Raw genomic sequence first — 23,629 nt, forward strand, 5'->3', positions numbered from 1 at the left:
CCTGCAACTCTCCCACCCCAAAAGAAAAACCCCCTGATTCATCAGGGGGCATAACCTTGTGTCACCCATGGGGGCACAACCTTACAGCGCGTGACACACTGCAATGCCCCTACCAGAGAATTTTGCTGATCAAAGTATCTTGACTAGAGCAACTGCTGCGATATCGTTTAGAAGTTGCTTCAACGCCCTGTCTTGTGCAGCAAAAAGCAAGATTTCTGAAACGCCCTCTTGACGAAAACTTTAGGAGTTTTTTGCTGAATAGACCGTTTTGCTGCTGTAGCTCACCTTACTGGATGAGGTTACTTCGGTAGCGATCGCCCATCGCCGCAGGTGCAAATACTTAATTTATACCTGGAGATATATGACTAAAGTAACTCGCCCTCTCAAGCTAAAGCTAGCTAAAAAAACGCTGGGGCAGGCTTGGTTAGAGGTTTTTACGTGGGAGCTGTAGGCTAGGAACAGCTTGCGATCGCCCTAAATGCTTCGTACCGTTATGCTGCTATGAACGTTCGGCCTTATTTGCGTCCTAAAACCTACGGCATAGCGGTTTTGAGCGTGACGATGGCGCTCCTGCTGATAGGGTTACTGAATCCGGTAGCCGACATGGCTACGACCCCATTTTTACTGTTTTTTGGATCGGTGATAATCGCCGCCATGTGGGGCGGTGTTGCCTGCGGATTGCTAGCCACAGGGTTAGCGGCCTTGCTCAGCAACTATTTTTTTATGTCCCCAAATGGTGGCCTGAGCTTAGATGCTCCAGCCATTATTCGGACCCTAGTATTTGTTACGCAAGGGGTTGTTCTTAGCCTGCTGTGTGGCTCGTTTAGATCGGCTCGCGATCGCTTAGAGCACAGCTCTCTACAGCTGCAAGAAAGCGAGTTTTCTCTACGCCACACCAACCAGTGGGTGACGGCTATTTTAGAGAGCGTTACCGACGGCTTTTATGCTGTCGATTTGCAGTGGCGGTTTGTGTACATCAACCCCCAGGCGCAGCACCTATTCAACCGTCCTCTAGAGGAGCTACTAGGGCAATCAATTTGGGAGGTGCTGCCAAACTTAGAGGGTAGCGCCATGGGGGAATCGTTTCAGCGGGCGATGACAACTCGACAGCCGCTGATCGTTGAAATTCCAGGGGTAGCGCACCCCAATCGCCTGTTTGAAATGCACACTAACCCCCTGGAAAACGGGCTGGCCATCTATTTTCGCGACGTGACCGATCGCAGAAATAGTCAGCGTCAGCTCTACCAGCAAATGCAAATGCTCGACTTGGCCAACGACAGCATTATTATTCAAGACCTCGACACGGCCACAATTACCTACTGGAACCAGGGGGCCGCGCGGCGGTATGGCTGGTCGGCGGAGGCGGCGATTGGGCAATCGACCACAGATTTACTCAAAACCGTTTTGCCAGAGCCCATGGAAGCGATTCGCGAGGCCATTTTGCAGGAGGGCTACTGGGCAGGGGAGTTGATGCAAACCACCCGCGACGGCCGCTCAATTATCACCAACAGCCGCTGGACGCTGCAATCTACCCCGGCAAATGAGCCCGCCGCCGTTTTAGAAATTAGCTCTGATGTGACTGAGCAAAAGCAGGTGGAGGAGGCCCTGCGCAAGAGCGAACTGCACTTTCGCACCCTGGCCAACTCTATGCCGCAGATGTTTTGGACGGCGCTACCCAATGGCCAACTGGAGTACTGCAACCAGCGCTGGTACGACTACACGGGCCTGACCCCGGCCCAGAGTTTTGCCCAGGGCTGGCTGGCGGTGCTGCACCCCGACGATCGCGATCGCGGCCAGGCTGCCTGGGACGAGGCGCTGCAAAAAGGGCTGCTGCTGGCCCTAGAAACCCGGCCACGGCGGGCCGCCGATGGTCAATACCGCTGGCACCTGGTGCGGGCGTTTCCCCTGCGGGATGAGCGGGGGGAGGTGCTGCGGTGGTTTGGCTCATCGACGGATATTCACGACCAGAAAATGGCGCTGGTGGAGCGCGATCGCGCCTTGGCCCAAGAGCGCGTCGCCCGGGAAGAAGCCGAGGCGGCCAACCGCATCAAAGACGAGTTCTTGGCGATGCTCTCCCACGAGCTGCGCACGCCGCTGAACCCAATTTTGGGCTGGGTCTCGCTGCTGCGATCGCGCCCCCTCGACGAGACTACCCGCACCCGCGCCCTCGAAACCATTGAGCGCAACGCCAAAGTTCAAGCCGAGCTGATTGAAGATCTGCTCGATGTGTCGCGCATTTTGCGCGGCAAGCTACAGCTTAATATTCAGTCTGTGATGCTGTCTGACGTGGTGCAGGCCGCCTTAGAGACCGTGCAGCTCGCGGCCCGAGCCAAGGAGATCACCCTAATCACCAAATTTGACCCCGACCTAGGAAAGATAGCGGGCGACCACAACCGCCTCCAGCAGATCGTGTGGAACCTGGTCTCCAATGCCATTAAGTTCACCCCCAAGGGGGGTGCCGTCACCATCGGCCTGCGCCGGGATGGTAGCTATGCCATTATTGAGGTGGCCGATACTGGCCATGGAATTAGTGCCGATTTCCTGCCCCACGTGTTTGAGCGGTTTCGCCAGGCTGACAGCAGCAGCACCCGGGCCTTTGGCGGACTCGGTTTGGGTCTGGCGATCGTGCGCTATCTGACAGAGCAGCACGGCGGCGAGGTGTCGGTGACTAGCCCAGGACTGGGGCAGGGGTCAACTTTTACGGTGCGACTGCACTTGGCCACTACAGCCTCACTCTCCCCAGCAAGCGCCCCCCCCGGCGTCATCAGCTTCACCGATCGGCGGGTGCTGGTTATAGACGACGATCTCGACTCGCTGCACCTGTTGACGGCCTTGCTAGAAGGCTACGGCATGGAGGTGCTGACCGCTAAATCTGCTGAGGAGGGCATGCACCTGATCGAGCAGCACCATCCCGATCTTCTAATTAGCGACATCGGCATGCCCGAGAAGGATGGAATTATGCTGATTCAGGCCCTGCGCCAGCGGCTAGCGGCAGAGGGGGGGCTGACCCCGGCGATCGCCCTGACTGCCTACGTCGATGGGCAAACGCGCGATCGCGTCCTCGCCGCCGGGTTTCAGCGTCACCTGAGTAAACCCCTCGACCTAGAGCAACTGGACCAGGCCCTGGCAGAGCTGCTCGGCGGTAGCGGCTAGGTCCACCTCTACTTCACCGCCGCCCCAACTCTATTTAAGGAAAACTCATGAAAATTTTGATGATTTTGACCTCTCACGACCAGCTGGGAGACACCGGCAAAAAAACCGGCTTCTGGCTAGAAGAATTTGCGGCCCCCTACTATGTGTTCAAAGATGCTGGGGCCGATATTACCCTAGCCTCACCCCGAGGTGGGCAACCGCCGCTAGACCCCAAAAGCGACGCCCCTGACGCCCAAACCGAGGCTACCGATCGCTTTGGCCAAGACCCCGACGCCCAGCAGGCCCTAGCCAACACCGCCGTGCTGTCTACGCTGTCAGCCACCGACTACGACGCCGTGTTTTATCCCGGTGGCCACGGGCCGCTGTGGGATCTTGCCGCTGACACCCATTCCATCGCCCTCATTGAGGCCTTCTATGGGGCGAATAAGCCCGTGGCCGCCGTGTGCCATGCCCCTGGGGTGCTGCGCCATGCTAAAGCGCCCGATGGTTCGCCCCTGGTGCAAAACAAAGGCGTAACCGGCTTTACCAACAGCGAGGAAGCCGCCGTGGGCCTGACCGACGTGGTGCCCTTTTTGGTAGAAGACATGCTGAAGCAAAACGGCGGCAACTACTCCAAATCTGATGATTGGCAGACCCACGTGGTCCACGACGGTCTCCTAATCACTGGGCAAAATCCAGCCTCCTCGGAAGCGGCGGCCCAAGCCCTGCTGCAAGCGCTAAGCGTCGCTCGGTAGGGGAAGAGCGGAGGGTGCGATCGCGCCAGGGTCAAGGTTTGAGGCCCCCATTTTGTAGGGGCGTAGCATGCTACGCCCCTACGGGACTCCTGCCTATGAATCGGGGTTTACCAAATCAGAACTGAGGCGCGAATTTGGGCAAGGGCAAACGCCGTTTGTCCCTATGAGGGACCTTTGAATTTACGAACGAGCTTGGGTGAGTTCGACCACGGCCTGCACCAGCTTTTCCAGATCGAGGGGTTTGCTGAGGTGGCGCTGATAACCGCTGGCCAAAGACTGCCGCTGATCTTCGTCGCGGGCATAGGCGGTAAGGGCGATCGCCGGAATGTTCCCACCCTGGTCTGGAGGCAAAGCGCGCACCCGGCGAATCAGCTTGTAGCCATCCATCTCGGGCATGCCGATGTCGCTGATCAGCACGTCGGCATGCATGGTTCTGAGGGCGGCCAGGGCTTCGCTGGCCGAGCCGGCGGTAATCACGTTGGCCCCGTACTGCTCTAGCAGCACCGTCAAGAACTCACGGGTATCGGCTGAATCATCGACAGAAAATACTCGAATGCCGCTCAAATCGAGGGCTGGTTTGGGCAGGGCAGCGGCGGGGTCAGTGCTCGTCTCCACCGACAGCTGAGGGAGCCGAACGCTGAAGGTGGCCCCCTGCCCCTCGCCAGGGCTGCGGGCGGTAATGGTGCCACCGTGAACATCGACTAGCTGGCGCACGATCGCTAGCCCCAGCCCCAGCCCCCCATGCCTGCGAGTAATGGAAATATCCTCTTGCCGAAAGGACTCAAACAGGTGAGGCAAAAACTCTGGGCTAATGCCAATTCCTGTGTCGCTGACGCTAATTTCGGCCTGGTTATCGACGGATTTTAGAGTGACGGTGACCTGGCCGTCGCTAGGGGTGAATTTGATGGCGTTGGAGAGCAGGTTGCTGACGACTTGCTGCAGGCGCGCAGTGTCGCCCGCCACTTGAATGGTTGGCTCCAGATCGAGCTTGAGGGCGATGGTTTTAGTCGCTGCCGAGGTCTTCACCGTCTCCACGGCCGCTTCGACTATGCCAGCTAGGTAAACCGGCACCGGGTTGAGGTGGAGCTTGCCGCGCAAGATTTTGGCCAGATCGAGCAGATCGTCAACCAGCTGGGTCTGAAGCAGGGCGTTGCGCTCAATGGTGGCCAGGGCCTGGGCGGTTTTAGCCGCATCGAAGCTGCGAGTTTGCAGCAGCCTGGCCCAGCCCAGAATAGGGTTGAGGGGCGACCTCAGCTCGTGGGAAAGCACCGCCAAGAACTGATCCTTGAGTCGATTGGCCTGCTCAGCCTCTTCGCGGGCGATGCGCTCGCGCTGGAGCAGTTGCTCGCGCTCGTGCTCGCTCTGTTTGAGCGCGGTAATTTCGATAAAACCTGCGATCGCCCCTCGCACCTCGCCGCTGGGAGCGTAGAGCGGCACTGCTTTGCCATAGATATAGCGCACCGTGCCGTCGGGGTAGACAAACTCGATTTCATCGGTGACTTCCTGCCCGGTGCGAATGGCCTTTTGCATCGGCAGATCCTGGGGCAGCAGTTCTTGCCCCTGCTTGTACTGCTTAAACGGCAGCGAACCGCCCCCGACCCAGGAGTTGGCAGTGGACAGCGAGCCCGGCTCCGCCTGCATGAGCTGGTGGGCCATGCGGTTAGCGGTCATCTGAGAACAGTCGACATCGTGGGCAATCCAGATGGCGGCGGGGGTGGCTTCCATCAGGGCGGCCAGTTCTTCAGCCTGGGTGCGGGCGATGGCTTCGCTGCCGATTAGGGCTTGCTCAAAGCGCTTTTGCTCGGTGACGTTGATGGCAATGCCGGTCATGCGAATGGGGTTGCCCGCTGTGTCGTAGAAGGTCTGCCCCCTGACCATGATCCAGCGGCGGCCGTCCTCAGGGTGGCCAATGCGAAAACTGACCTTCAGGTTTTTGCCCCGCTCAATGGCCTCACGGACTTTTATCTCAACGTGGGGGCGATCGAGTGGTGAGATGCTGGCCAGCCAGTTGTCGTAGGAGGGCTTTACCGTCAGGTCCAAGCCATAGAGGTGATAGTACTCCTCTGACCAGGTAACGTGATTGTTGACCATGTCCCAGTCCCACAGGCCGGCCTCAGCGCCCTGTTGAGCTAGGCGCAGCTGCTCTTCGCTCTTGCGCAAGGCGCCCTCCGTCGAGGGGCAATGGGTGGGCTGACCAGTAACAAATACTCCGCCGATTTGGCCAGCCTCATCCCAAATAGGGCTACAGGCCCAGTGATGCAGGGTAGCACCTTGCATAAAGTCGAAGGACTGCGATCGCCCGTTGGCAAACACCTGCTCAATGGCGCTGCCTGCCGCTCCCCAGCCGTCAATGGCGGTGAGGGACTGTCCTTGGGCATCGGCCGGTAGCAATGGGGCGCAGGCCGAGTTGTGCAATAGGATGCGATCGCATCCCCAAATGCAGGCCATGGGTGTTTCGGCGCTGAGTACTATGCCCAGGGTTGTCTTAAGGGCAGAGGGCCAGGTGGCGGCATCGCCCAGCGAGGTCTGTGACCAATCGCGCGATCGCAGCAGCGCGGCTAGTGGGGCGGGGCCAGCAAAAACAGCTTGGGTGGTTCCCTGAAGGGACATTATATTCTCCCGTAATGCCTGTGCACCTAGCGCCAGCAGCTCTCAACCCTAAAGGAATATAGCGGCTCTGCAATGCAACGCTGCGGCAGTAAATCACCGCTCGGTTAAATCAGCTGCCTGAATGGTTTTACTGACTCAAGCCTGGTTCAACCACAACTTCACTTGCCCAAAGAGCTGGACTACTAGGCCTGTATCGTTAGCTATAGCCGCGAAACTATAGCTATGACTGATAATCATCCTTTTTATAGAAAGGGTGATCTATCTTAGGGTAGAAACCTTTTTTACTTTTAATTACGCTAACCAATTCAGGCAATTAAATATTGGCTTCTATTAAAGCCAGTTAGTTAAACAAAGCGTTAAAAATACCTGCTGCAAACACTTAACTCAAATGTGCTGTCAACCAAAGCCATCGTCCTTGTGCAAAAGCTTGCCTTTGACTATATAGCTCACAAGAGGCTTAAAGGACATTTGTTATCACCTCTACTGCCTGGTTTTTCCTATGCTTTCTTTAAGAAAAGAAGCTACTTGATTTAAAAATCTTCTTTTATATCACTTTAGTTTTAAGCGAGGCTGTCGAATTTAAGTATTTGATTTTTACTGCAGAGAATAGCAATTTTAAGAAGAATATTCATAAATTAGATAGGTAAAGAGCGGTTTAGCTAACCATCCCATTTGAGAAGTCAAAAAATAATTTAAATGCTCCCTTAACATATAGAGCAGATTGGTTATTGACATAATTCTAAGCGCGATGAAAGAGTATACAGGAGCTGAGGGCCTGTGGACAACCTCTTCCCGTGGTTGTCCAAAAAATATAGCAAAAGACAGAGGCAAACGTCGTTAGGCGTATATCTTGGGAGCGATGTTGAGTCACTGCCGTTGTCCTAATGTTGGAATGCTAAAGCCAAAAACGTAGTGGACTATACCATAAGGCTTTGTCGCAAGGCTGACCATAAAACATCTTTGGTTTCTTTCACAACGGTTTTGGCTTTAAAGATAATTTGCAACAATTAAGTTGAAAGGATAATTACATGGAACACGTTCTACGTCGCCTAAATCGCAACCTGGCTCGGATTTCTATGGTGGTAGTAGCCTCGCTGTTTTTGCTATTAGGGATAGCTAACCCAGCAATGGCTTTTGGCAACTCAAGCAGCAGCCCCTCTGATGGCACCACCCAAATGAATAATCTCCAGGAAACGTCAGAGCGTGCCCTTGATGCTGAGCCTCGAAACCAGCAAGAAGTTCGGCGTAAAGCCCAGCAAGGCCCTAATGAAGTGCAAGGCGATGCTGACCTGCACACCATGAATTCCCCCGCAGATTCTCAAACTGCTACCACCGTTCAGGATCAGATTGAAAACGTTCTAGAGAAAATTACCCCCGGCAACTAGACCCCGTTGGTACCAGCGATGTCTTGAGCTACAGTCTAATGCCTCAAATCCCTCTCCTTGAAAAAGAAGAGGGATTTTTTTTGGGCTGTCAATCTGTAAACGTACTGTACCTAGCAAAGTCTCCCCATCTTTACCAGGTGAAGTCTGTGAAGCTCATGGTGAAGGACTTTAGAGTGTTGATTCCTCCCAAGGGGGAGAAGGGGAGGAATCAACAAGCAATTTTCAGAGAACTCGGTGGCTGTCTGCCGAACTAGCTAGTTTGGTGACTGTGAACGATGTCTTGGCAAAGCCGCTGAAGGTTGGAGTGAGACCCAGACGCTAGCGCTGGCTGAGCAACTCGGCGGTAGCTGCGGTGGGCCTCCTTAGAGCGCCCCAAGCGCTGTAGGGCAACGCCGCGAAAGAGCCATGCTTGGCTGTGCTCGGGGTTAAGCCAAAGGGCGCGATTGCAGCAGGTGAGTGCGTTTTCTAGACGGTTGAGCCAGATCAGCACCACGGCTTTTTGCACCAATAGTCGAGTGGTGGCAAACCCAGCTAGGGTTTGGGCCTGCTCTAAGCTGGCCAAGGCATCTTCGTAGCGGTTGAGGCAGGTGAGAGCTTCGGCTCGGTTGTGCCAGCTTTCGACATCGTGGGGTTCTAGGGCTAAGGCATACTCAAACAGCTCAAGGGCGTCTTCAAAGCGCCCCATCTCTAAGCGAATCTTGCCGAGTTCGCACTGGCCCATGGCAACGGTTTCGTTGTCGCAGGGAGGTAACGCCCTGGGAGCGGTGGCCAGAGACCGGCCTTGAGGTAGCGTTGCATTGGATCGAAGGCCAACGGGTGAGATTTGGCGATCGCGAACCATAGTTTTCATAGCTTTGTCCTTTTCCTAGAGGGAATCGGTGCATTTCAAGTAACGGTAGTTAGCGGTTGTGGCAATTTTGTGTCGGTGGCGTCTCAGTCCCGTCTCGTCGGTGTTGCCCAGGCCAGATTTAGCTCTTTTGTCATAGTCTTGGCACAGCAATGACACACAAAAAACCTACTCTGAACACCATCGTTAGGAGGTAGACGATGGATCTGGAACTGTCCTGTAAGCGATATCAGCTTGATATTCCCCACGGCATTTGGCAAGAATTTTTTGCCCAGCTCACCGATGAGCACCGGGGCCGGTTGATTACGTTGAAGCAATTAGACCAAGAACTGGGCGACTTTAACGTGCTGTATCAAAAGCCGCTGTTTTCGATCACCTACGACCAGCCCGACCACAGCAACGACTTGATGGTCACGGTCAACCGCTTTTTGGGCACCCGTGAGGCTGTTTATGCTCACCGCATTGTGTCTCCTCAAGCCGTCAGTATAGTTACTGATGAAGATGGGGCAATTCAGTCTTGCACCATCACCGATGAGGATTACGCCCAAACCGTCATTAGTTTTCAGTTTCAACGGCTGAGCCCAACCGGAGGTTTTTAGGGCTACGGTTTACTAACGTTTTTGAAAAGTGGTGCTCGATCGATCGGGCACCACTTTAGATTTTGTGGGCAGTTTGACTAGGCAGTGGTTCAAAGAATTCTGCAATGGCAGGGGGAATCAACAGATACCCCCTGCCCTCTTAAGGAAGTTAAAACAGGTCTTGGCAGTGCCGCCTAGCGGTTGACGGTGCTCATATCGGCGTAGCGATCGCCCACGGCGGCACCCTGGGGGGCTACAGCGTTAATGCGATCGAGTTCGGTCTGGGACAGCTCAAGTTCCACCGCCGCCACGTTTTCTTCGAGGTACTTGCGGCGCTTGGTGCCAGGGATGGGCACCATGTCGTCACCCTGGGCCAGCAGCCAGGCCAAAGCGAGCTGGGCGGGGGTAACGCCTTTTTCCTGAGCGATCGCCTTCACCTGATCAACTAAAGCCAGATTTTTGGCAAAGTTTTCACCTTGAAAGCGGGGGGCATGGCGGCGATAGTCGTCGGGCGCAAAATCGTCGGGTGTTTGAAAGGCACCAGTCAAAAAACCGCGCCCTAAGGGGCTGTAGGGCACAAAGCCGATGCCCAGCTCACGCACTGTTGGCAAAATGTCGTCCTCCGGCTCCCGGCTCCAGAGGGAGTATTCGGTTTGCAGCGCGCTGATGGGGTGCACAGCATGGGCGCGGCGAATGGTGTCAGGGGCCGCCTCTGACATGCCCAAGTAGCGCACTTTACCCGCCTGCACTAGCTCGACCATTGCCCCGATGGTGTCTTCGATGGGCACGGTGGGGTCTACCCGGTGCTGGTAGTAGAGGTCAATTACCTCGACCCCGAGCCGTCTGAGTGAGTCATCGCAGCACTGCTTGACGTAGTCGGGCTTGCCGCTAACGCCGCCCCAGCCGCCCTCGGCGGTACGCACGTTGCCAAACTTAGTGGCCAGCACCACCTGGTCGCGACGATCTCTGATAGCGCGGCCCACCAACTCTTCGTTGGTAAAAGGCCCGTACATATCGGCGGTATCGAGCAGGGTGACGCCAAGCTCTAGGGCACGGTGCAGAGTGGCGATCGCCTCCGCCTCATCGCGATCGCCGTAGAACTCTGACATGCCCATGCAGCCGAGCCCAATGGCAGAAACTTCCAGTTGACCTAATTTACGGGTTTTCATGGCTTAACTCCTAGTTGACGTGTTCTATTTCAAAATCGTTTTTCCCAAACTCCCAAATTTGGGGGTTTGGGGGTTGGGATGCTCAAACTTCCGCAGCACAGATCCAGGGGACCGGCTGCGAGCGGTGAAACTTGAAGGCTTAGACCTTTTGTGTGATTAGTAAACTGGCGAAAATCTGCGCTCCTGCCGCCCTATCCACTGCTGGTAAGGGCTTGATCGCAAAGATTATGCGTCAGGCAGAGCGGGTTTGTTCAGATGGGTTGAGTGAGTCATGAATGTTTGCCTCTAGTTCTGAATAGTGCTGAATCTTCCAGTCGATGACGGCCAGGTTGTCTTGCAGCTGCTGAATTTGGGCCAGCACTGCTTCACGGTGAGATTCCAGGATTTGCCGTCGGCTGTGGAACCCAGTGTCGGGCTGAGACCTCACCAGCTCTGCGTACTCCTGCATCTGACGAATGGGCATCCCCGTCAGGCGCAGGTTGTTTAAAAACTCGATCCAGCGGAGGTCGTTGGCTGAGTAACGCCGATGGCCGCTAGTGGAGCGACCAATGGGCGCAATCAGGTTGCAGCGCTCGTAATAGCGCAAGGTGTAAACGCTAAGCCCAGTGGCAACGGCGACCTGCTGAATGGTGAGTTCTTCCATATGTGCACGTTAGAGGTTAGAGCGCACTCTAAGTCAAGCAGAATTTTTCAAATCTGTCTGGTTTGATCTGGGGCAAGAGTGCTTGCCCTGAGAAATCCGTTTGCCAACCATCGCTTCATCAAAACAAATGCCATTTGCCCTACCTAGGTGCCCATGGGGATAGGATTGCCCCCTAGCCCCCAAAAATGGGGGAGTACAGAGTCTCAAAGTCCCCCAGAATTGGAGGATTTAGAGAGCCAGCGGAGTCTAAAGGTTTTGCCAGTTCATTCCTCGATTAGCAACGCCGAAGTGTTGAGTTCGAGTTCGGTATTAGACTTTAATCGCGGGCTGCGATAGCCCAGCTTCATTCGCTTTTTCCCAGCATGGCAGAACCGATTACCACTCTGACCGACTACGCGATCGCCCTGGAATGCCTGATTTTAGCCGGGCTGCTGCTGGGACAGGGGGGCGTGCAACGGCTATGGGCGGCCGCCTTTACCAGTGTTAGCGGCGCGGCCTTGATGGGGGGCATTTACCACGGGTTTGCCCACCAGATGTCTCTGCTCCAGCGAATTTGGCTCTGGCAGGGCATGGGTATAGCGGTAGCGATCGCCAGTTTTTTTACTGTTGTAGCGGCGGCGATGACCCTGCGCCGGGGCCGTCGCCGGGCCTTACTAGCCTTGGCGACGGCAAAACTCGCCCTGGCGATCGCCGCAGGGTTCACCCTATGGGGTTTTGCTCTGCGGGTGGCCGATTACCTCAGCGCGTTGCTCATTGTGCTGTTGGTGCAATGGCTCCAGCGCTATCGGGATCCTAGTGCCCCAGTCTGGCTGCTGGCTGCGATCGCCTTCTCGGGGCTGGGGGCCATAGGGCTGCTAATTCCCTGGCCTGGGGTCAGCCCTTTGGTGGTCTATCACTTGGTGCAAATGGTGGCGCTGTTCTGCATCTACCGCAGCGTTGCCGCTAAGCACCAGGCTAATGCCGGTGTTCCTGGCTAGAACTGAGTTTAGGAGATTACGGGTAGCGGCAGCGAGAAAGAGGAAAGGGGAGATGCAGCTGTGTAGTAGGCGATTCATCTCCCCTACCTCCCCTTCTCTACCCACTGACTCTGACTATGTCTCCCTCGCAGTCGATGTTGAGGCAAAGACGGTGGGCTTAGTGTAAAGCGAAGACATTAGATGTGGATGACTATATGGCTTCTAACAATCAAACAACTCAAATTACTGAAGACTCTACTAACGACCTGTTTCAACGCTACGACGCGCTGTCTGTAGACGATAAGCTGGCATTGCTCTACTACATATATGAGGCCATGGGCGGCTCTATCACTCCAGCAGCGCCCGAAGCCGCCGATCCTGAACTGGCTGAGCCGCTGATTAAAGCGCTGTATGACCTATCGGAAGAAGATCAGCTTGAGGCCATGCGCAGCGTTGCGCGGGGCGAGCACAGCGATATATCTGAGCGCTACGGTGCTTTGAGCGCCAACAACCAGCTGCTAGTCTGGTATGGCTGGGCCGAAGCCATGGGCAAGCAAATTGTCGATATGCCCAGCGACTACGAAGCCGAAGGCGATGTCAGCAAAATTCTGTCCGACATTAAGGGCATGGAGTTTCAGTCACAGATTTCGCTGCTGCGGGAAGCTGCCACCCAAATGGGCTTCACCAGCGTCACCGCTCCCCCTCCCCTATCCGAAACCGGCATCACCAACAGCTTGTAAGAACAATGCGGCCCCGGCATCTTTGAAGATGCCGGGGCCGCGAACATAGAACCTTGTGTTCAAGCTACTACCGGTGGTTTTCGAGCTGGTCGCGCGCCACGAAATAGCTATCTGGGCTATGGCCGATACGTAACCCCGCATCAGACCAGGCGATCGCCCCCCACTGCGCTACTGCCTCGGCATGGGTTTTGACGGTGCCAAGCTGACCGCAATCGTGGATGTAGCTGGTGCCCCGCCCGATGTTGTCGCGTCCGATGTAGACCTTAGCCCTGACCGCATAACCGCTGCTTTGGGGTTCCAGATATACCAGGGCACCGTAGAAGGCATCGCCATACTTGCCATCGCCCCAGCCCATAGCAACAACTCGGTTAATCTCCACCGTCTCTGAGCTATGAGCCACGGCCAGACCCGAGACGAAACCAATCATCAGAGCTACAGCGATGCTGAAAAAGAGCGGTAGAGAACGTCTCACGGCATAGCCTCAGCATCAAATTTTTAGCTCAAGCGGCTTTGGCTTCGGCCTCTAGATCTGCAATGTAGCCGTCGATCGAGTGGTCGCTAAAGCGGCGGCTGAGCACTTGCCATGTCCAGCGAGAGCCCAACTGAATAGCTTTTTCCACATGATCAAAGCCCTGCCAGGTGCGGGGAATGCGGGTGACAATATCCCAACCGTAGATGAAGCGATAGCTGTTGGGAATGCGGCCGTTGTACGACTCGACCATGGCGCGGTTGCCCACCCGAGGAGCGCCAAAGGTGTACACCTCAAAGCTGAGATCGCGCTTGCCGCCCAAGTTGTACTGGATGTCGAGGGCGGCGATGGTGGCCAAAGCCCCACCTAAGCTGTGGCCGGTGACGATGACGTGCTGCCCCACAAACTTTTCCATCGCATCCAGCAGCTGCTTGCGCACGGCGAAGTAGGCCGTCATAAATCCCTGATGAAACTTCACCTCGGTATTGCCGTCTCCGTAGGGATAGACCTGCTGGCGGAACTGAACATTGTTCATCCAGTCAATGGATTTGTCAGAGCCGCGAAAGACAATGTAGAGCCGATCGCTAGTCATCTCATTCAAAATCGACACCTGAGTGTCGGTAAAGCCATTGTCCTGGCTTTCGACAAACACTGGTTCAACGTCGGGATAGCTCGAAAACCGCAGACCATTAAAGTCGCGGTAGACCTCTTGGCACAGGCGAGCGCATTTGAGAGCAACGGCGTAGTCGACCATTGGGCATTCCTCCAAAAAGGCATAGTTTTTCCCTGAAAACTGGTAGAGGAGTAGCTGAAACCCCTGCTCTAGATTCTAAGGTGCAGGCACCGACCACCAGGCCAGGGCGTAGGGCTGGGTGGGTTCGCTGTGGGCCTGCTGCTGATAGATAACTCTCAGTTTGTACCGACCCGTTTCCGGAATTTGGTAAAAAATATGTTCAATACTGTCAACCTCGCTCACCGATGACCACACACTCTTGGTGATGTCGTCTTCGTCAGCGGGCATGAGGTACACATCGAGGTTGTTGAGCCCCTTGTCGTTAAAGCCCTCGCCCAGATCGTAGAGGCCGTTGCTGTTGGCATCGGCCAGTTCTACCACTCGCTCCCAGGCCAGGGTGGCCGACAAAAAGCTGCCCGCCTGGAGAGCATCGGCAAACTCGTAATCGTGAACAGTGGCGGGCTTAGCCTCCAGCTCAGCGAAGTTCCAGCCGATGGCGGGAATGGCCTGATCGGGGCCAGTGGCACCGGGGGCTAGCTGTTGGTAGGCGCGGTAGGCGTTGAGGTGGCCAGTGCCCAGGTCGCTGTGAAGCGGAATTTTGGGGTCGCGGTAGGCATCAGACTCAAGCCAGGAGCGGTTGCTGTCATCCACCAGGGTCCGGCTCATGCCCAGGCGTAGGCCGTCGCCGCTGTCTTTGATTTTGTCGGCGGAGTTGAGCAGCACGGCTTTCATCACCATGGGGTGGCGGGCATCTAGGGACCAGTTGGGCGACCCGGTGCGAAACTGGCGATCGACAAACTGTTGCAGCAGAGCAACGGCGCCCACCACGTGAGGCGAGGCAAAGCTGGTGCCGCTGGAGCGCCGCACCTGTCCGTCGGGGTCGATGAGTTCAATGTCGCTGCCGGGGGCTACCAGGGTAATCGAACGGCGAGGGCCTTCATTGGTTTCGGGGGCGGCCTGGCGCGATCGCAGTGTGGGTTCGCTGCCCAGGTTAGAGTAGTCGATTTTGCTGAATTGGCCGTTGACCTGGCGCGAGTAGGCGATGTTGAGCCCGTTAAAGTTGTCGGTGGGAATGGGAATGCCCCCGCCGCCCTGATTGCCCGCAATCACATACAGAGCACCGTGCACCCGCGATGACCAGTCGATGCACTGGGTGAGCAGGGCGTTGCCGTCGAGCACCGCGTTGGGGCGCGGGTCGCGGCCCAGGGGCTCACCAAAGCTAAAGTTGATCGCCCGCACGTCACCGCCGTTCTGCGACGCTACCGACTGGGAGGCGAGGCATTCTTCGGGCTGGGCGCTGCGATCGCCCAGCTCCCCTACCGCACCTGAATACAGCATGGCGGCGGGGGCAACTCCCACCCGCAGCTTGTCTTGGCTGATCATGACGCTGGCTACATTGGCGGCGTGGCCATCGACATACTCATCGGCCACGGCCCAGCCGTCGAGCACCAGCACGCGCCGCACCACCACAGGCAGGGTTTCTGAGGCCACTTTGTCGAGGCCAAACTGGCTGGGGCGGCCAATTTCGACCTGGCCAATGGCAATTTTTTCGCCAGTCAAATTGTAGGGGGCGTCGTGCAGCCGCCGGGCGTCAATTCCTTCAGGGCCAACGGATTCGGTGAGGGCCAGCACCGGCAGGGCCAGGGGCACCAGAGCACCGATTCCCCCCAGCCAGAGCAGCGCCCTCAGACGAGACTTTAATCCTTGGTGCTGCGTCATTCCTTTACCCCGCTTCGCCATAGCCCTGCCCTGCTGCAAATATCTCTGGGCAAACTCTATCGCAAAGGCCCTAGCCCCGGTAGGAAAACCGCTGAATCTATCTATTTCTTCAGAATCTTCTGCTGTTTTGCCCTAAGGCGGTGGCATCACTTGGGCTTTGACTTGGGCCCGCGTGAGCAGGCGGCTAAGGCGTAGGGCCTGGTGGCGGTAGAGCGGCAGCGGCAGGGTGCCGGGTAGCTGAGCCATAAACTCCCGCGCGTCGCCGAGGCGGTAGCCAACCACCCGAGCCAGCTCGGTGGCACCATCAAACAGGGCATCGGCGGTGAGGGCCTTTTCGAGGTAAATGTGCCAGGTGCGGGGGGCGAGTTCGCGCTGCTCAATGCGGCGCAGACCGCTGATGGTAGCCAGTACCGCCAGGCGATCGCCCGGCTGCAAGCGAGTGTCGTCGGAGGGCATGATTTTGCCGGGTTGATCGCCATGCTGATGCCATAGGGGCACAACGCCATAGCCATAGGCCACCTCCGACAGCAGCATCTCGGCCAGGGTATCGCCGGTTTCAACCCAGTACTGGGTAATCAACACCGTTTGGTCGTAGAGGCGAAATAGGCCAATGACATGCTCCCCAAAGGCCGTTGCAGCGAAGGCTTCAGCCGATAGCGCTGAGGCACAGAGCACCTGGGCGAAGGGAAAGATCTGGGCAACGCGATCGCTGAACTGGCGATCGTAGGTGCGAATGATGGCGCGGCAGTCGGGGTTGAGCCGGTGGGCCAACAGCCCCATCTCCAGGTTTTGAATTTCGTCTTCGCTAACGGCTACTACGCTTTTGGCCGTGGCCAGATTAGCCCTGGCAAGGGCGACATTGACATCGCCAGTCAGCAGCGGCACTTTAGGCAGCACGTCGGCATCCAGCGCCTGAGCCGAAATACCCACTATCGGCTGATCGAGTTCTTGCAGCGCCGCTACCACCTGCCGCCCGACCCGCCCCAACCAAATCACAACGACGTGGTCTTTTTCAGGTACGGGGGGGCGGCGCTCCATAAACTCAAACCGCAGCGTGAGCAGTTTTTCGGTGAGCAGGGCATAGAGTACGCCGACAAAAGCGGCTCCGGCCACTGTTAGCAGCACCCCAAAGGTCTGGAGCAGACGCGGATGCTCAAAGTCTGCGAGAGCGGCGTAGACATCGCCGTAGCCGCCAAACAGGGTAATAAATGTGTACAAAAATGCTTGAAATAGAGGAATGTCATCGGGGGAATTGGCATCTAAGAGCAGGGTGCCAACCAGACACAAGGCCAGCACGGTAACGCCGCAAACCGTGGCCACCCGGCGCAGCTGATGGCCAGAGTTAGCCTGCCAAATGCTGAGCAAGCCCTGCTGCAGGGCCGGCCAGTCGCGCAGACGGGCGATCGCCTGCCGCAGTCCTCTAAATGCCCCCTGACGCAGAGGTTTGGGGGCTTCGAGATGGAGCGATCGCAGCTGGGCGTCGCATTCGATCAAAACGACCTCGTCACCGGCTCGCAGCACCGTGTCGGGTAGCCATCTGTAGAACAGCGCCGAGGGGCTGGCAGCTACCCTATCCGGATCTGGAGCGAGGGGAGTATGGCAGAGTACCCGGCGATGGCTGGTGTCTAGCTGGTGGAGCTGGCGGCGATCGCACCAGCCATGCCTTGGCTCCAGCCGCTGCATCACCACCTGAAAGCGGTGGCCGTCGAGGCTAAAGTAGCCGATCAGCTCTTCCCCAAAGGCTCCTAAGGCAAAGGCCGGAGCCGCCAGCTGCGTGGGCTCAAGGGCGACAAAGTTTTTGAGCTGCTGCCCTATCAGCTCGTTGAGGTTTTGCTTATCTGAACGCATCACTAGCCGCACCCGAGGGTTCAACACCCGCGCCGTCAGGGCCGCCTCCAAATTGACCCGCTCATCCTGAGTGACCAGCAGCACCGCCCGGCACTGGCGAATTCCCGCCCGCTCCAGCACCTCTGCCGAGCGGCAGTCACCCAGTTCTAAGTGGTCAATTAAATCCCGTAGGCGGGGTACCTCCCACTGGTCGGGCAGGGTGTTGTTGATAGCATGGACAGGCACCCCAAAGCTTTTGAGATTGGCGACACAGTTTTGGCCCAGGCTACCTAACCCACACACCAAAAAGCCGTCGCTGGGTAAGGGTGGCGAAGACTTCAGCGGCTGAGGAACTGCGTCGAGCACAGGGAGAGCGGGGAAGTAGAATGCCGCTATTGTAGGCGGGAGAATTGAGCAGTGGCTGCTTCGCAGACAAGTTTGCGGTAAACACAGGTCAAACGGTGAGCACTATCTCAGTGCAAAACGAAATATCCTAAGCTGACCTACCGCAGAGCCGTACTTTGGACCTGCAATGCCAAACTGCTGTGCCGCATTGGCGATCTGAGGGCACAGATCACTAAACTGCTGTGCCAGATCGGTGATCTGCTATGCCACATTAACGATCTGCTGTGCCACATTAACGATCTGAGGGTGCAGATCACTAAACTGCTGTGCCAGATCGGTGATCTGCTATGCCGCATTGACGATCTGAGGATGCAGATTGCTTCGCAACGCTGCGCGAATATAAAGCGCTGTGCCACTTTGCTTAATTATGGTGTTTAGAGGCCGGGTGCCTTGGCTTATAGCTCAATTTGGGCCAAAGCTAGCGCGGTCCCGGCCTCGTTGATCAGTGGAGCTACTCCTCTATAAGTAGGGTTTTAGTCAAAATCACCATCCACTGCATGTCTGGGGAGGCTGTGCCCACCACTCCGCCTGGCGGCACGGGGATGGGGTCGCTCCAGTCGTTGGGGTCAGCGTAGCCGTGGGCATGGAGAATTTTGATGGTGCAGTCTATGGCGGCTAGGCTGCCGTAGAGCAGATGACGCACTTTCTCGGGGTGAGTTTGGGGGTTGCTGCGCGGAGACGGCGGCAGGTTAGATGCGCCGCGATTATCGGGTTCGAGATATTCAAACATCGGTTCTGTTTCCTTTGCGTATGGTTGCAAGAAACAGAACGCGAAAACCCTAGCCGCCCGCAGCTTGAGGTGCAAACTGGGGGGCTAGGGTACCATGAGCCTAGCCTCGCAATCTGCGTTAGAGATTTGCGGGGTTAGCTGTCGGTTGGTGCTGGTACCACCTTCCGGCAGCGCTAAAGTTTCCGAGTTCTGTGTGGTCACCGCTCTGCTGAACGGCTTAACGCAAAAAATAATGGTACAAAAGCTCCCCGTCAACCGTATAGCAGCAGGAACGTTTTAGATCGGCGCGGTTTATACCCTACCTCTAGGGCGGGCGTCAAAATGTAACGTCATGAGCCTAAGCGAACGCACCTAGCAAAATGGAAGATATACAGATTACTCGCTGCCTATCTATCTACCCGATAACGACAATCAAGCTGCAAGTAATCCGCCTATCTACTCTGTAAAGGGAATTAGGCAGATTAAAGCGATCCAATAACTTGTTAGCCTCTTGGGTTATTGCGAAGGTCGGTTCTTGCAACTTATCTGCTAGCACTCATAGTTAACAATACTCCGGACAAAAATTTGCCCTCCTATTGCCGTAAGCCAGAGCCTACGTTGCTCGAATTGTTTAAATCAAGGTCAGCCTGCGAGCTAACTTTGATTCAAGTAGCCAATCGCTGGAGTGATTGCCCTATAAGCCTTATAGCTTCGTTGCTAAAACTGTCCGGACTGTTGAGTTAAGTTACTTAAAGGTTATTGACGAGACAATGGTTGAGGCTGTTTAGGGAGCATTCTGTTAAATAAAGTTGAGTTTGCCTGGAAAGCCTCTGCCTCACAAGGAAAATTAGGTAGAAAAGAGGAATAGAGTCAAAATTTTTGATAAAAAGGAACTTCTCTTGATAAGAATGGCTACATCAGTATCAAACCATTGATTCTGCTGCTCTCGCTGGAGCCACTATTGCAGCTTCTTTGACCATTTTCTCAGTTCCCGGACCTTTTTCCCGTTAAACGGTGCTGTCGGGCTTATACTACTCACTCTTCTACTTTCATATGAGCTGAAACGGTATCGGAAGGGTTGGCAGAACGTAGCTTTTGGAATGGTTTGTGCTCTATGTGCCCTACTGATAGTAGGTTTTGTGACTTCGGTATTTCCTGTCTGCGTTGCTATTTGAGGAATGGTTTCAGCTCCACGTTGTGAAGTCATAAAAATCGTCCACCACATTAGGGACAGAAGTTGGCGATCGTTATTGAGTTGTGCTTTAGTGATTCTAGGGTTACTAATCAGGGATTTAGAATGATTGCTAGACGAGGCGAGGATTTACGATTTGATCTAACACTAAACTTTCGCAAAGCAGTTTTGGGTGGAGAAGAAGTTATCCGCATCTGCCACTTAGAAAACTGTCAAAGTTGTGGTGGAGAGAGAGTACAGAAACGAGGACTGGGAGGTTGGCTTCAAGGTAGACCAGCCCTTACCTGTAGAAGCTGTAACGGCAATGGGCTTATCACAGTCACAAAAAATCTAACTATTACAATCCCTCCGGGGGTTGAAGAGGGAACTCGTCTAAGGGTCGCTGGAGAAGGAGACGCAGAGCCAGGTGGAGCAAGCGGCGATTTATATGTGTATTTGTCAGTAGACCAAGATCCAGAATTTAAGCGAGATGGCATTAATCTGCTGTCAGAAATCACGATTAGTGAAGAGGCGTCAGCCTCAGGATGTCAGGTAAAAGTTAGGACAATTGACGGTACTGTCGAAACATTGAATATTCCAGCAATTGGCAATCGTGTTGCTGATTTAAGGTTGCAAAATAGAGGAGTGCCAGTCCTCGGTAATCCTAAACAGCGAGGAGATCACTTAGTGAGCATCAAAATTAAACCGAGTATCAAATCTCGCCCGTCACCTTTTGCTGTAAAAGAAGCAACAGAAAACCCAATAGACTACGATGCTCACTACAAAAGATTGCTTTTTGTAGATCAATCTTTTGAGGAACTCATAACCCAATACAACTCAAAGGATAGTTTGTTGGTTGAGCCTTTCAATCATCTGCATGATGGAAACTTAGAGGCAGCAAAGAAGAGTTTAAGGCAATTGCTGGATAGCCCCATTGCTGAAATTCGCCATAAACTTTGGACATGGAAAGCATTGCGTCAATTGGGAGAGACTCCTCCCCACAGCATTGCAGATGACGTTCATGGTGTTGTATTTGAAATTCCGGTAGATGGTTGGGTAGACACTCTAGCGGCTTATTCAGATGGCAGAGTCCGTTACTTAAATGGAAAGCTTGGTGTGAATGGATTAATCATGTTTGAAGATACAGAACATCCGCACATTAAACCGCTGGTGATGCGGGTGATTGACTTAGCTAAATCATTGGTTGGAAAAACACCTGTTATTGACCAGCACAACGAGGAAAGCCCAACTATTGAGCCCAGAGTTAGTGTTCTAACACATAAAGGTCTTTACATTTTTGATAGAAGCCACTCTAACAGGGGCGTAATTGAGCCTGTCCTTTCTACTGGTACGCAATTATTTCTTACACTCCTAGAGATACAAAACCAGAGTAAGCAGCAATGACATTATCCATTTGAAATTCGGTACATCTAGGGACTGTGGTATGCGACGTGATGTTTATGTTGTCAATGATGCCGGAAACTGGAGTGTAGTTGCGGCTGAAGCCGTATACCAAGTTATTTAAGTGCGATCGCCGATCTTGTAGGGTGCGTTCCCCACGACAATTCCCAATTATTTCGCCCATAAATTCCTGGGAACGCACCAGAATTTTGGACTCTAAGCAAGCGATCGCAGTCTAACAACGCCCATGCACACCGACCGCTAAGAGTTGATCCGTCATGATGCAGAGTTTGTCTGCAACGGGTGATGGGCACCGCTAGAAGAAAATTTTGCTCTAAGTCTAGAACTTTAGTTCCAGGGTTTTTAGAAGACGTCTTATACCCCCAATCGCTGCAAACGATACAGACTCGAATACAACCCCTCCCGCGCCAGCAGCTCGTCGTGGCTGCCCTGCTCGACCAGCTCGCCATGCTTGAGTACGAGAATGCGATCGACGTTGCGAATAGTCGATAGACGGTGGGCAATAATAATCGCCGTGCGCCCCTCCAGCAGCCGCTCCAACGCCTCCTGAATCATCGCCTCGGTACCCACATCCAGGTTGGCGGTAGCCTCATCCAGCACCAAAATTCCCGGGTCGCGAATCGCCGCTCGGGCAAAGGCCAGCAGCTGCTTCTGCCCACCTGAGAGATTTGTGCCCCGCTCCCGCAGCTCGGTGTCGTAGCCCTGGGGCAGATCTTCAATCAGGCCGTGGATGTTGGTCTTTTTCGCCGCTTCAATCACCGCTTCAATGGGATATTCCTCCCCCAGGGTAATGTTGCTCTTTACATCCCCAGCAAAGAGAAAGCCATCCTGCAAAATTACCGCCATGCGCCGCCGCAGCTCTGACTGGGGCAAATCGCGAATATCCACCCCATCCAGCAAGATTGCCCCCTGGTTGATATCGTAGAGCCGACACAGCAGCCGAATAATCGAACTCTTCCCCGCCCCCGTCGGCCCCACCAGGGCCACTTTTTCGCCGGGGCGAATGGTGAAGGTGAGGTCCTTGAGCACGTGCTCATCGGCCTTATAGCCAAAGGTGACGTGGTCGAAGCGAATCTCGGAGGCTTTGGAGAGTGATGGGGTGATGGGGTGAGGGGCGGATGAGTGAATGGGTGGATGGGTGGTAGACTCGGCGGCGGATTCTAGCTGGGTAGGGTAAGTGGTAGGAAAAGCGCTCAGGCTATCGTTTTTACTCCCTACCCCATTACTCCCTACCCCATCACTCCCCACTCCCTCACTCCCCACCTTCTCCGGGTCGCGAATCTCAACCGGCACGGTAAACAGGTCGGTGATGCGCTCCACGGCGGTGAGACCGGCTTGGATGGCGGTGAATTTGTCAGCAAACTGGCGCAGGGGGTCAAAGAGGCGCTGGGCAAAGAGAATAAAGGTGGCCAGGGTGCCAAAGGTGAGGGCGTCTTGCATCACCAGCAGGCCGCCGAGCCAGAGCACGCCGCCGATCGCTACCAGCGAAATCCACTCCAGCGTAGACGACACTGCCGAGTCGTAGAAAATAGTTTTATCGACGGCGGTGATGTATTTCTGGTTGGTGTGGCGAAACATTTCGGCGTTGTAGCGCTCGCGCCGAAACAGCTGAACTACGTTGATGCCCGCCACGTTTTCTTGCAGGGTGGCATTGAGTTCGGACAGGTGCTCGCGGGATTTATAGTTGGCTTTGCGAAACTGCTGCTGAAAGTAAATAATCAGCCAGGTAACGGGCACCAGCAGGGCCAACAGCATGAGGGCCAGCTGCCACTGCATGGTAAACATCACCACGATCAGCACCAGCATCGACACCACGTCGGTAATAATGCCCACCGCCCCCGTGGAGAACACGTCGCCCAGGGCATCGACATCGCTGGTGATGCGAGTAATCAGCTTGCCCACAGGGGTGCGGTCAAAGAAGCGCACCGCTAGGGAGGTGACGTGGGTAAACAGGTCGGTGCGAATGTCGGCGGTAATGTTTTGGCCCACGGCCTGCACCAGGTAGCTCTGAAAGCCATCCAGCAGCAGGCGAATCAGCACGGTAACTACCAGCAGCCCTACCAGTAAGTTCAGCCCGCTCTGGAGGGTGAAGCCCTCTAGGAAGAACATCACCGGCTCTTGGCGAATTAGGGAGATGGCCTGACCAATTAGCACCGGCTGAAGGGCGTTGGCCAGCGATAGGGGCACCAGCAAGACCAGCGGCATCACCAGAGCATTGCGGTGTTTGTAGATGTAGGGCCACATGCGCAGAAACAGCCGCCAGTCGCTGTCGGGACGGCGGGTGGTGTCGTCGCTGGGGAGAGTGGGGGTAGCGGTCATGGGGGCAATGCAAATGTTGACGCAGCCTCCAGTTTAGGTC

General features: G+C 55.3%; 17 protein-coding genes. 7 read left to right on the forward strand and 10 right to left on the reverse strand.

Annotated features, from left to right (window positions below):
• Positions 1-501: 501 nt before the first annotated feature.
• Positions 502-3,153: a PAS domain-containing protein gene (locus tag H6F59_RS20010; RefSeq protein WP_190704519.1), complete on the forward strand. Its 2,652-nt coding sequence runs from the start codon at positions 502-504 to the stop codon at positions 3,151-3,153.
• 47 nt (positions 3,154-3,200) lie between these two features.
• The gene (locus H6F59_RS20015) at positions 3,201-3,887 is read left to right on the forward strand and encodes a type 1 glutamine amidotransferase domain-containing protein (protein ID WP_190704522.1); all 687 of its coding nucleotides are present in this window, start codon (positions 3,201-3,203) and stop codon (positions 3,885-3,887) included.
• Between the two features lie 180 nt (positions 3,888-4,067).
• Here H6F59_RS20015 and H6F59_RS20020 read toward each other — a convergent pair whose 3' ends face one another.
• Positions 4,068-6,497 (reverse strand): ATP-binding protein, encoded by a 2,430-nt coding sequence (locus H6F59_RS20020; RefSeq protein WP_190704525.1) that lies wholly within the window; start codon positions 6,495-6,497, stop codon positions 4,068-4,070.
• Between the two features lie 1,028 nt (positions 6,498-7,525).
• Between H6F59_RS20020 and H6F59_RS20025 the strand changes: the two genes are divergently transcribed.
• Positions 7,526-7,882 carry a hypothetical protein gene (locus H6F59_RS20025; protein WP_190704528.1) on the forward strand — a complete coding sequence of 119 codons (357 nt, stop codon included), beginning with the start codon at positions 7,526-7,528 and terminating at the stop codon, positions 7,880-7,882.
• 250 nt (positions 7,883-8,132) lie between these two features.
• Here H6F59_RS20025 and H6F59_RS20030 read toward each other — a convergent pair whose 3' ends face one another.
• Positions 8,133-8,732: a tetratricopeptide repeat protein gene (locus tag H6F59_RS20030; RefSeq protein WP_190704531.1), complete on the reverse strand. Its 600-nt coding sequence runs from the start codon at positions 8,730-8,732 to the stop codon at positions 8,133-8,135.
• A 197-nt stretch (positions 8,733-8,929) separates the two neighbouring features.
• Between H6F59_RS20030 and H6F59_RS20035 the strand changes: the two genes are divergently transcribed.
• On the forward strand, positions 8,930-9,328 hold the full coding sequence (locus tag H6F59_RS20035; RefSeq protein WP_190704533.1) for a DUF5335 family protein: 399 nt from the start codon (positions 8,930-8,932) through the stop codon (positions 9,326-9,328).
• 173 nt (positions 9,329-9,501) lie between these two features.
• Here the strand turns inward: H6F59_RS20035 and H6F59_RS20040 are convergent, their stop codons facing one another.
• Together H6F59_RS20040 and H6F59_RS20045 are read right to left on the reverse strand one after the other, a co-directional pair.
• Complete coding sequence (locus H6F59_RS20040; RefSeq protein ID WP_190704536.1) at positions 9,502-10,476, reverse strand: aldo/keto reductase; 975 nt, start codon at positions 10,474-10,476, stop codon at positions 9,502-9,504.
• Positions 10,477-10,708: 232 nt separating this feature from the next.
• Positions 10,709-11,119 (reverse strand): MerR family transcriptional regulator, encoded by a 411-nt coding sequence (locus tag H6F59_RS20045; protein ID WP_190704538.1) that lies wholly within the window; start codon positions 11,117-11,119, stop codon positions 10,709-10,711.
• A gap of 362 nt (positions 11,120-11,481) precedes the next feature.
• Here H6F59_RS20045 and H6F59_RS20050 point away from each other — a divergent pair, with 362 nt between their 5' ends.
• On the forward strand, positions 11,482-12,096 hold the full coding sequence (locus H6F59_RS20050; RefSeq protein ID WP_190704542.1) for a DUF6962 family protein: 615 nt from the start codon (positions 11,482-11,484) through the stop codon (positions 12,094-12,096).
• A gap of 194 nt (positions 12,097-12,290) precedes the next feature.
• On the forward strand, positions 12,291-12,815 hold the full coding sequence (locus H6F59_RS20055; protein WP_190520504.1) for an orange carotenoid protein N-terminal domain-containing protein: 525 nt from the start codon (positions 12,291-12,293) through the stop codon (positions 12,813-12,815).
• A gap of 67 nt (positions 12,816-12,882) precedes the next feature.
• Here the strand turns inward: H6F59_RS20055 and H6F59_RS20060 are convergent, their stop codons facing one another.
• The 5 genes from H6F59_RS20060 to H6F59_RS20080 form a co-directional block, all read right to left on the reverse strand.
• Positions 12,883-13,287 carry a hypothetical protein gene (locus H6F59_RS20060; RefSeq protein WP_190704546.1) on the reverse strand — a complete coding sequence of 135 codons (405 nt, stop codon included), beginning with the start codon at positions 13,285-13,287 and terminating at the stop codon, positions 12,883-12,885.
• Between the two features lie 28 nt (positions 13,288-13,315).
• Positions 13,316-14,038 (reverse strand): lipase family protein, encoded by a 723-nt coding sequence (locus H6F59_RS20065; RefSeq protein WP_190704549.1) that lies wholly within the window; start codon positions 14,036-14,038, stop codon positions 13,316-13,318.
• Between the two features lie 75 nt (positions 14,039-14,113).
• Complete coding sequence (locus H6F59_RS20070) at positions 14,114-15,736, reverse strand: S8 family serine peptidase (RefSeq protein WP_242021592.1); 1,623 nt, start codon at positions 15,734-15,736, stop codon at positions 14,114-14,116.
• Positions 15,737-15,868: 132 nt separating this feature from the next.
• A complete protein-coding gene (locus H6F59_RS20075; protein WP_190704555.1) occupies positions 15,869-17,929 on the reverse strand; it encodes an NAD-binding protein in 2,061 nt (686 codons plus the stop codon).
• Between the two features lie 490 nt (positions 17,930-18,419).
• The gene (locus H6F59_RS20080) at positions 18,420-18,698 is read right to left on the reverse strand and encodes a hypothetical protein (RefSeq protein WP_190704560.1); all 279 of its coding nucleotides are present in this window, start codon (positions 18,696-18,698) and stop codon (positions 18,420-18,422) included.
• Positions 18,699-19,914: 1,216 nt separating this feature from the next.
• Here H6F59_RS20080 and H6F59_RS20085 point away from each other — a divergent pair.
• Positions 19,915-21,252, forward strand: a complete 1,338-nt coding sequence (locus H6F59_RS20085) for a DnaJ C-terminal domain-containing protein (protein WP_190704564.1) — start codon at positions 19,915-19,917, stop codon at positions 21,250-21,252.
• 372 nt (positions 21,253-21,624) lie between these two features.
• On the opposite strand, the gene H6F59_RS20090 is transcribed toward H6F59_RS20085, so the two are convergent.
• Positions 21,625-23,589 carry an ABC transporter ATP-binding protein gene (locus tag H6F59_RS20090; protein ID WP_190704566.1) on the reverse strand — a complete coding sequence of 655 codons (1,965 nt, stop codon included), beginning with the start codon at positions 23,587-23,589 and terminating at the stop codon, positions 21,625-21,627.
• Positions 23,590-23,629: the final 40 nt, after the last annotated feature.

Source organism: Nodosilinea sp. FACHB-141 (assembly GCF_014696135.1).
Taxonomy (GTDB): domain Bacteria; phylum Cyanobacteriota; class Cyanobacteriia; order Phormidesmidales; family Phormidesmidaceae; genus Nodosilinea.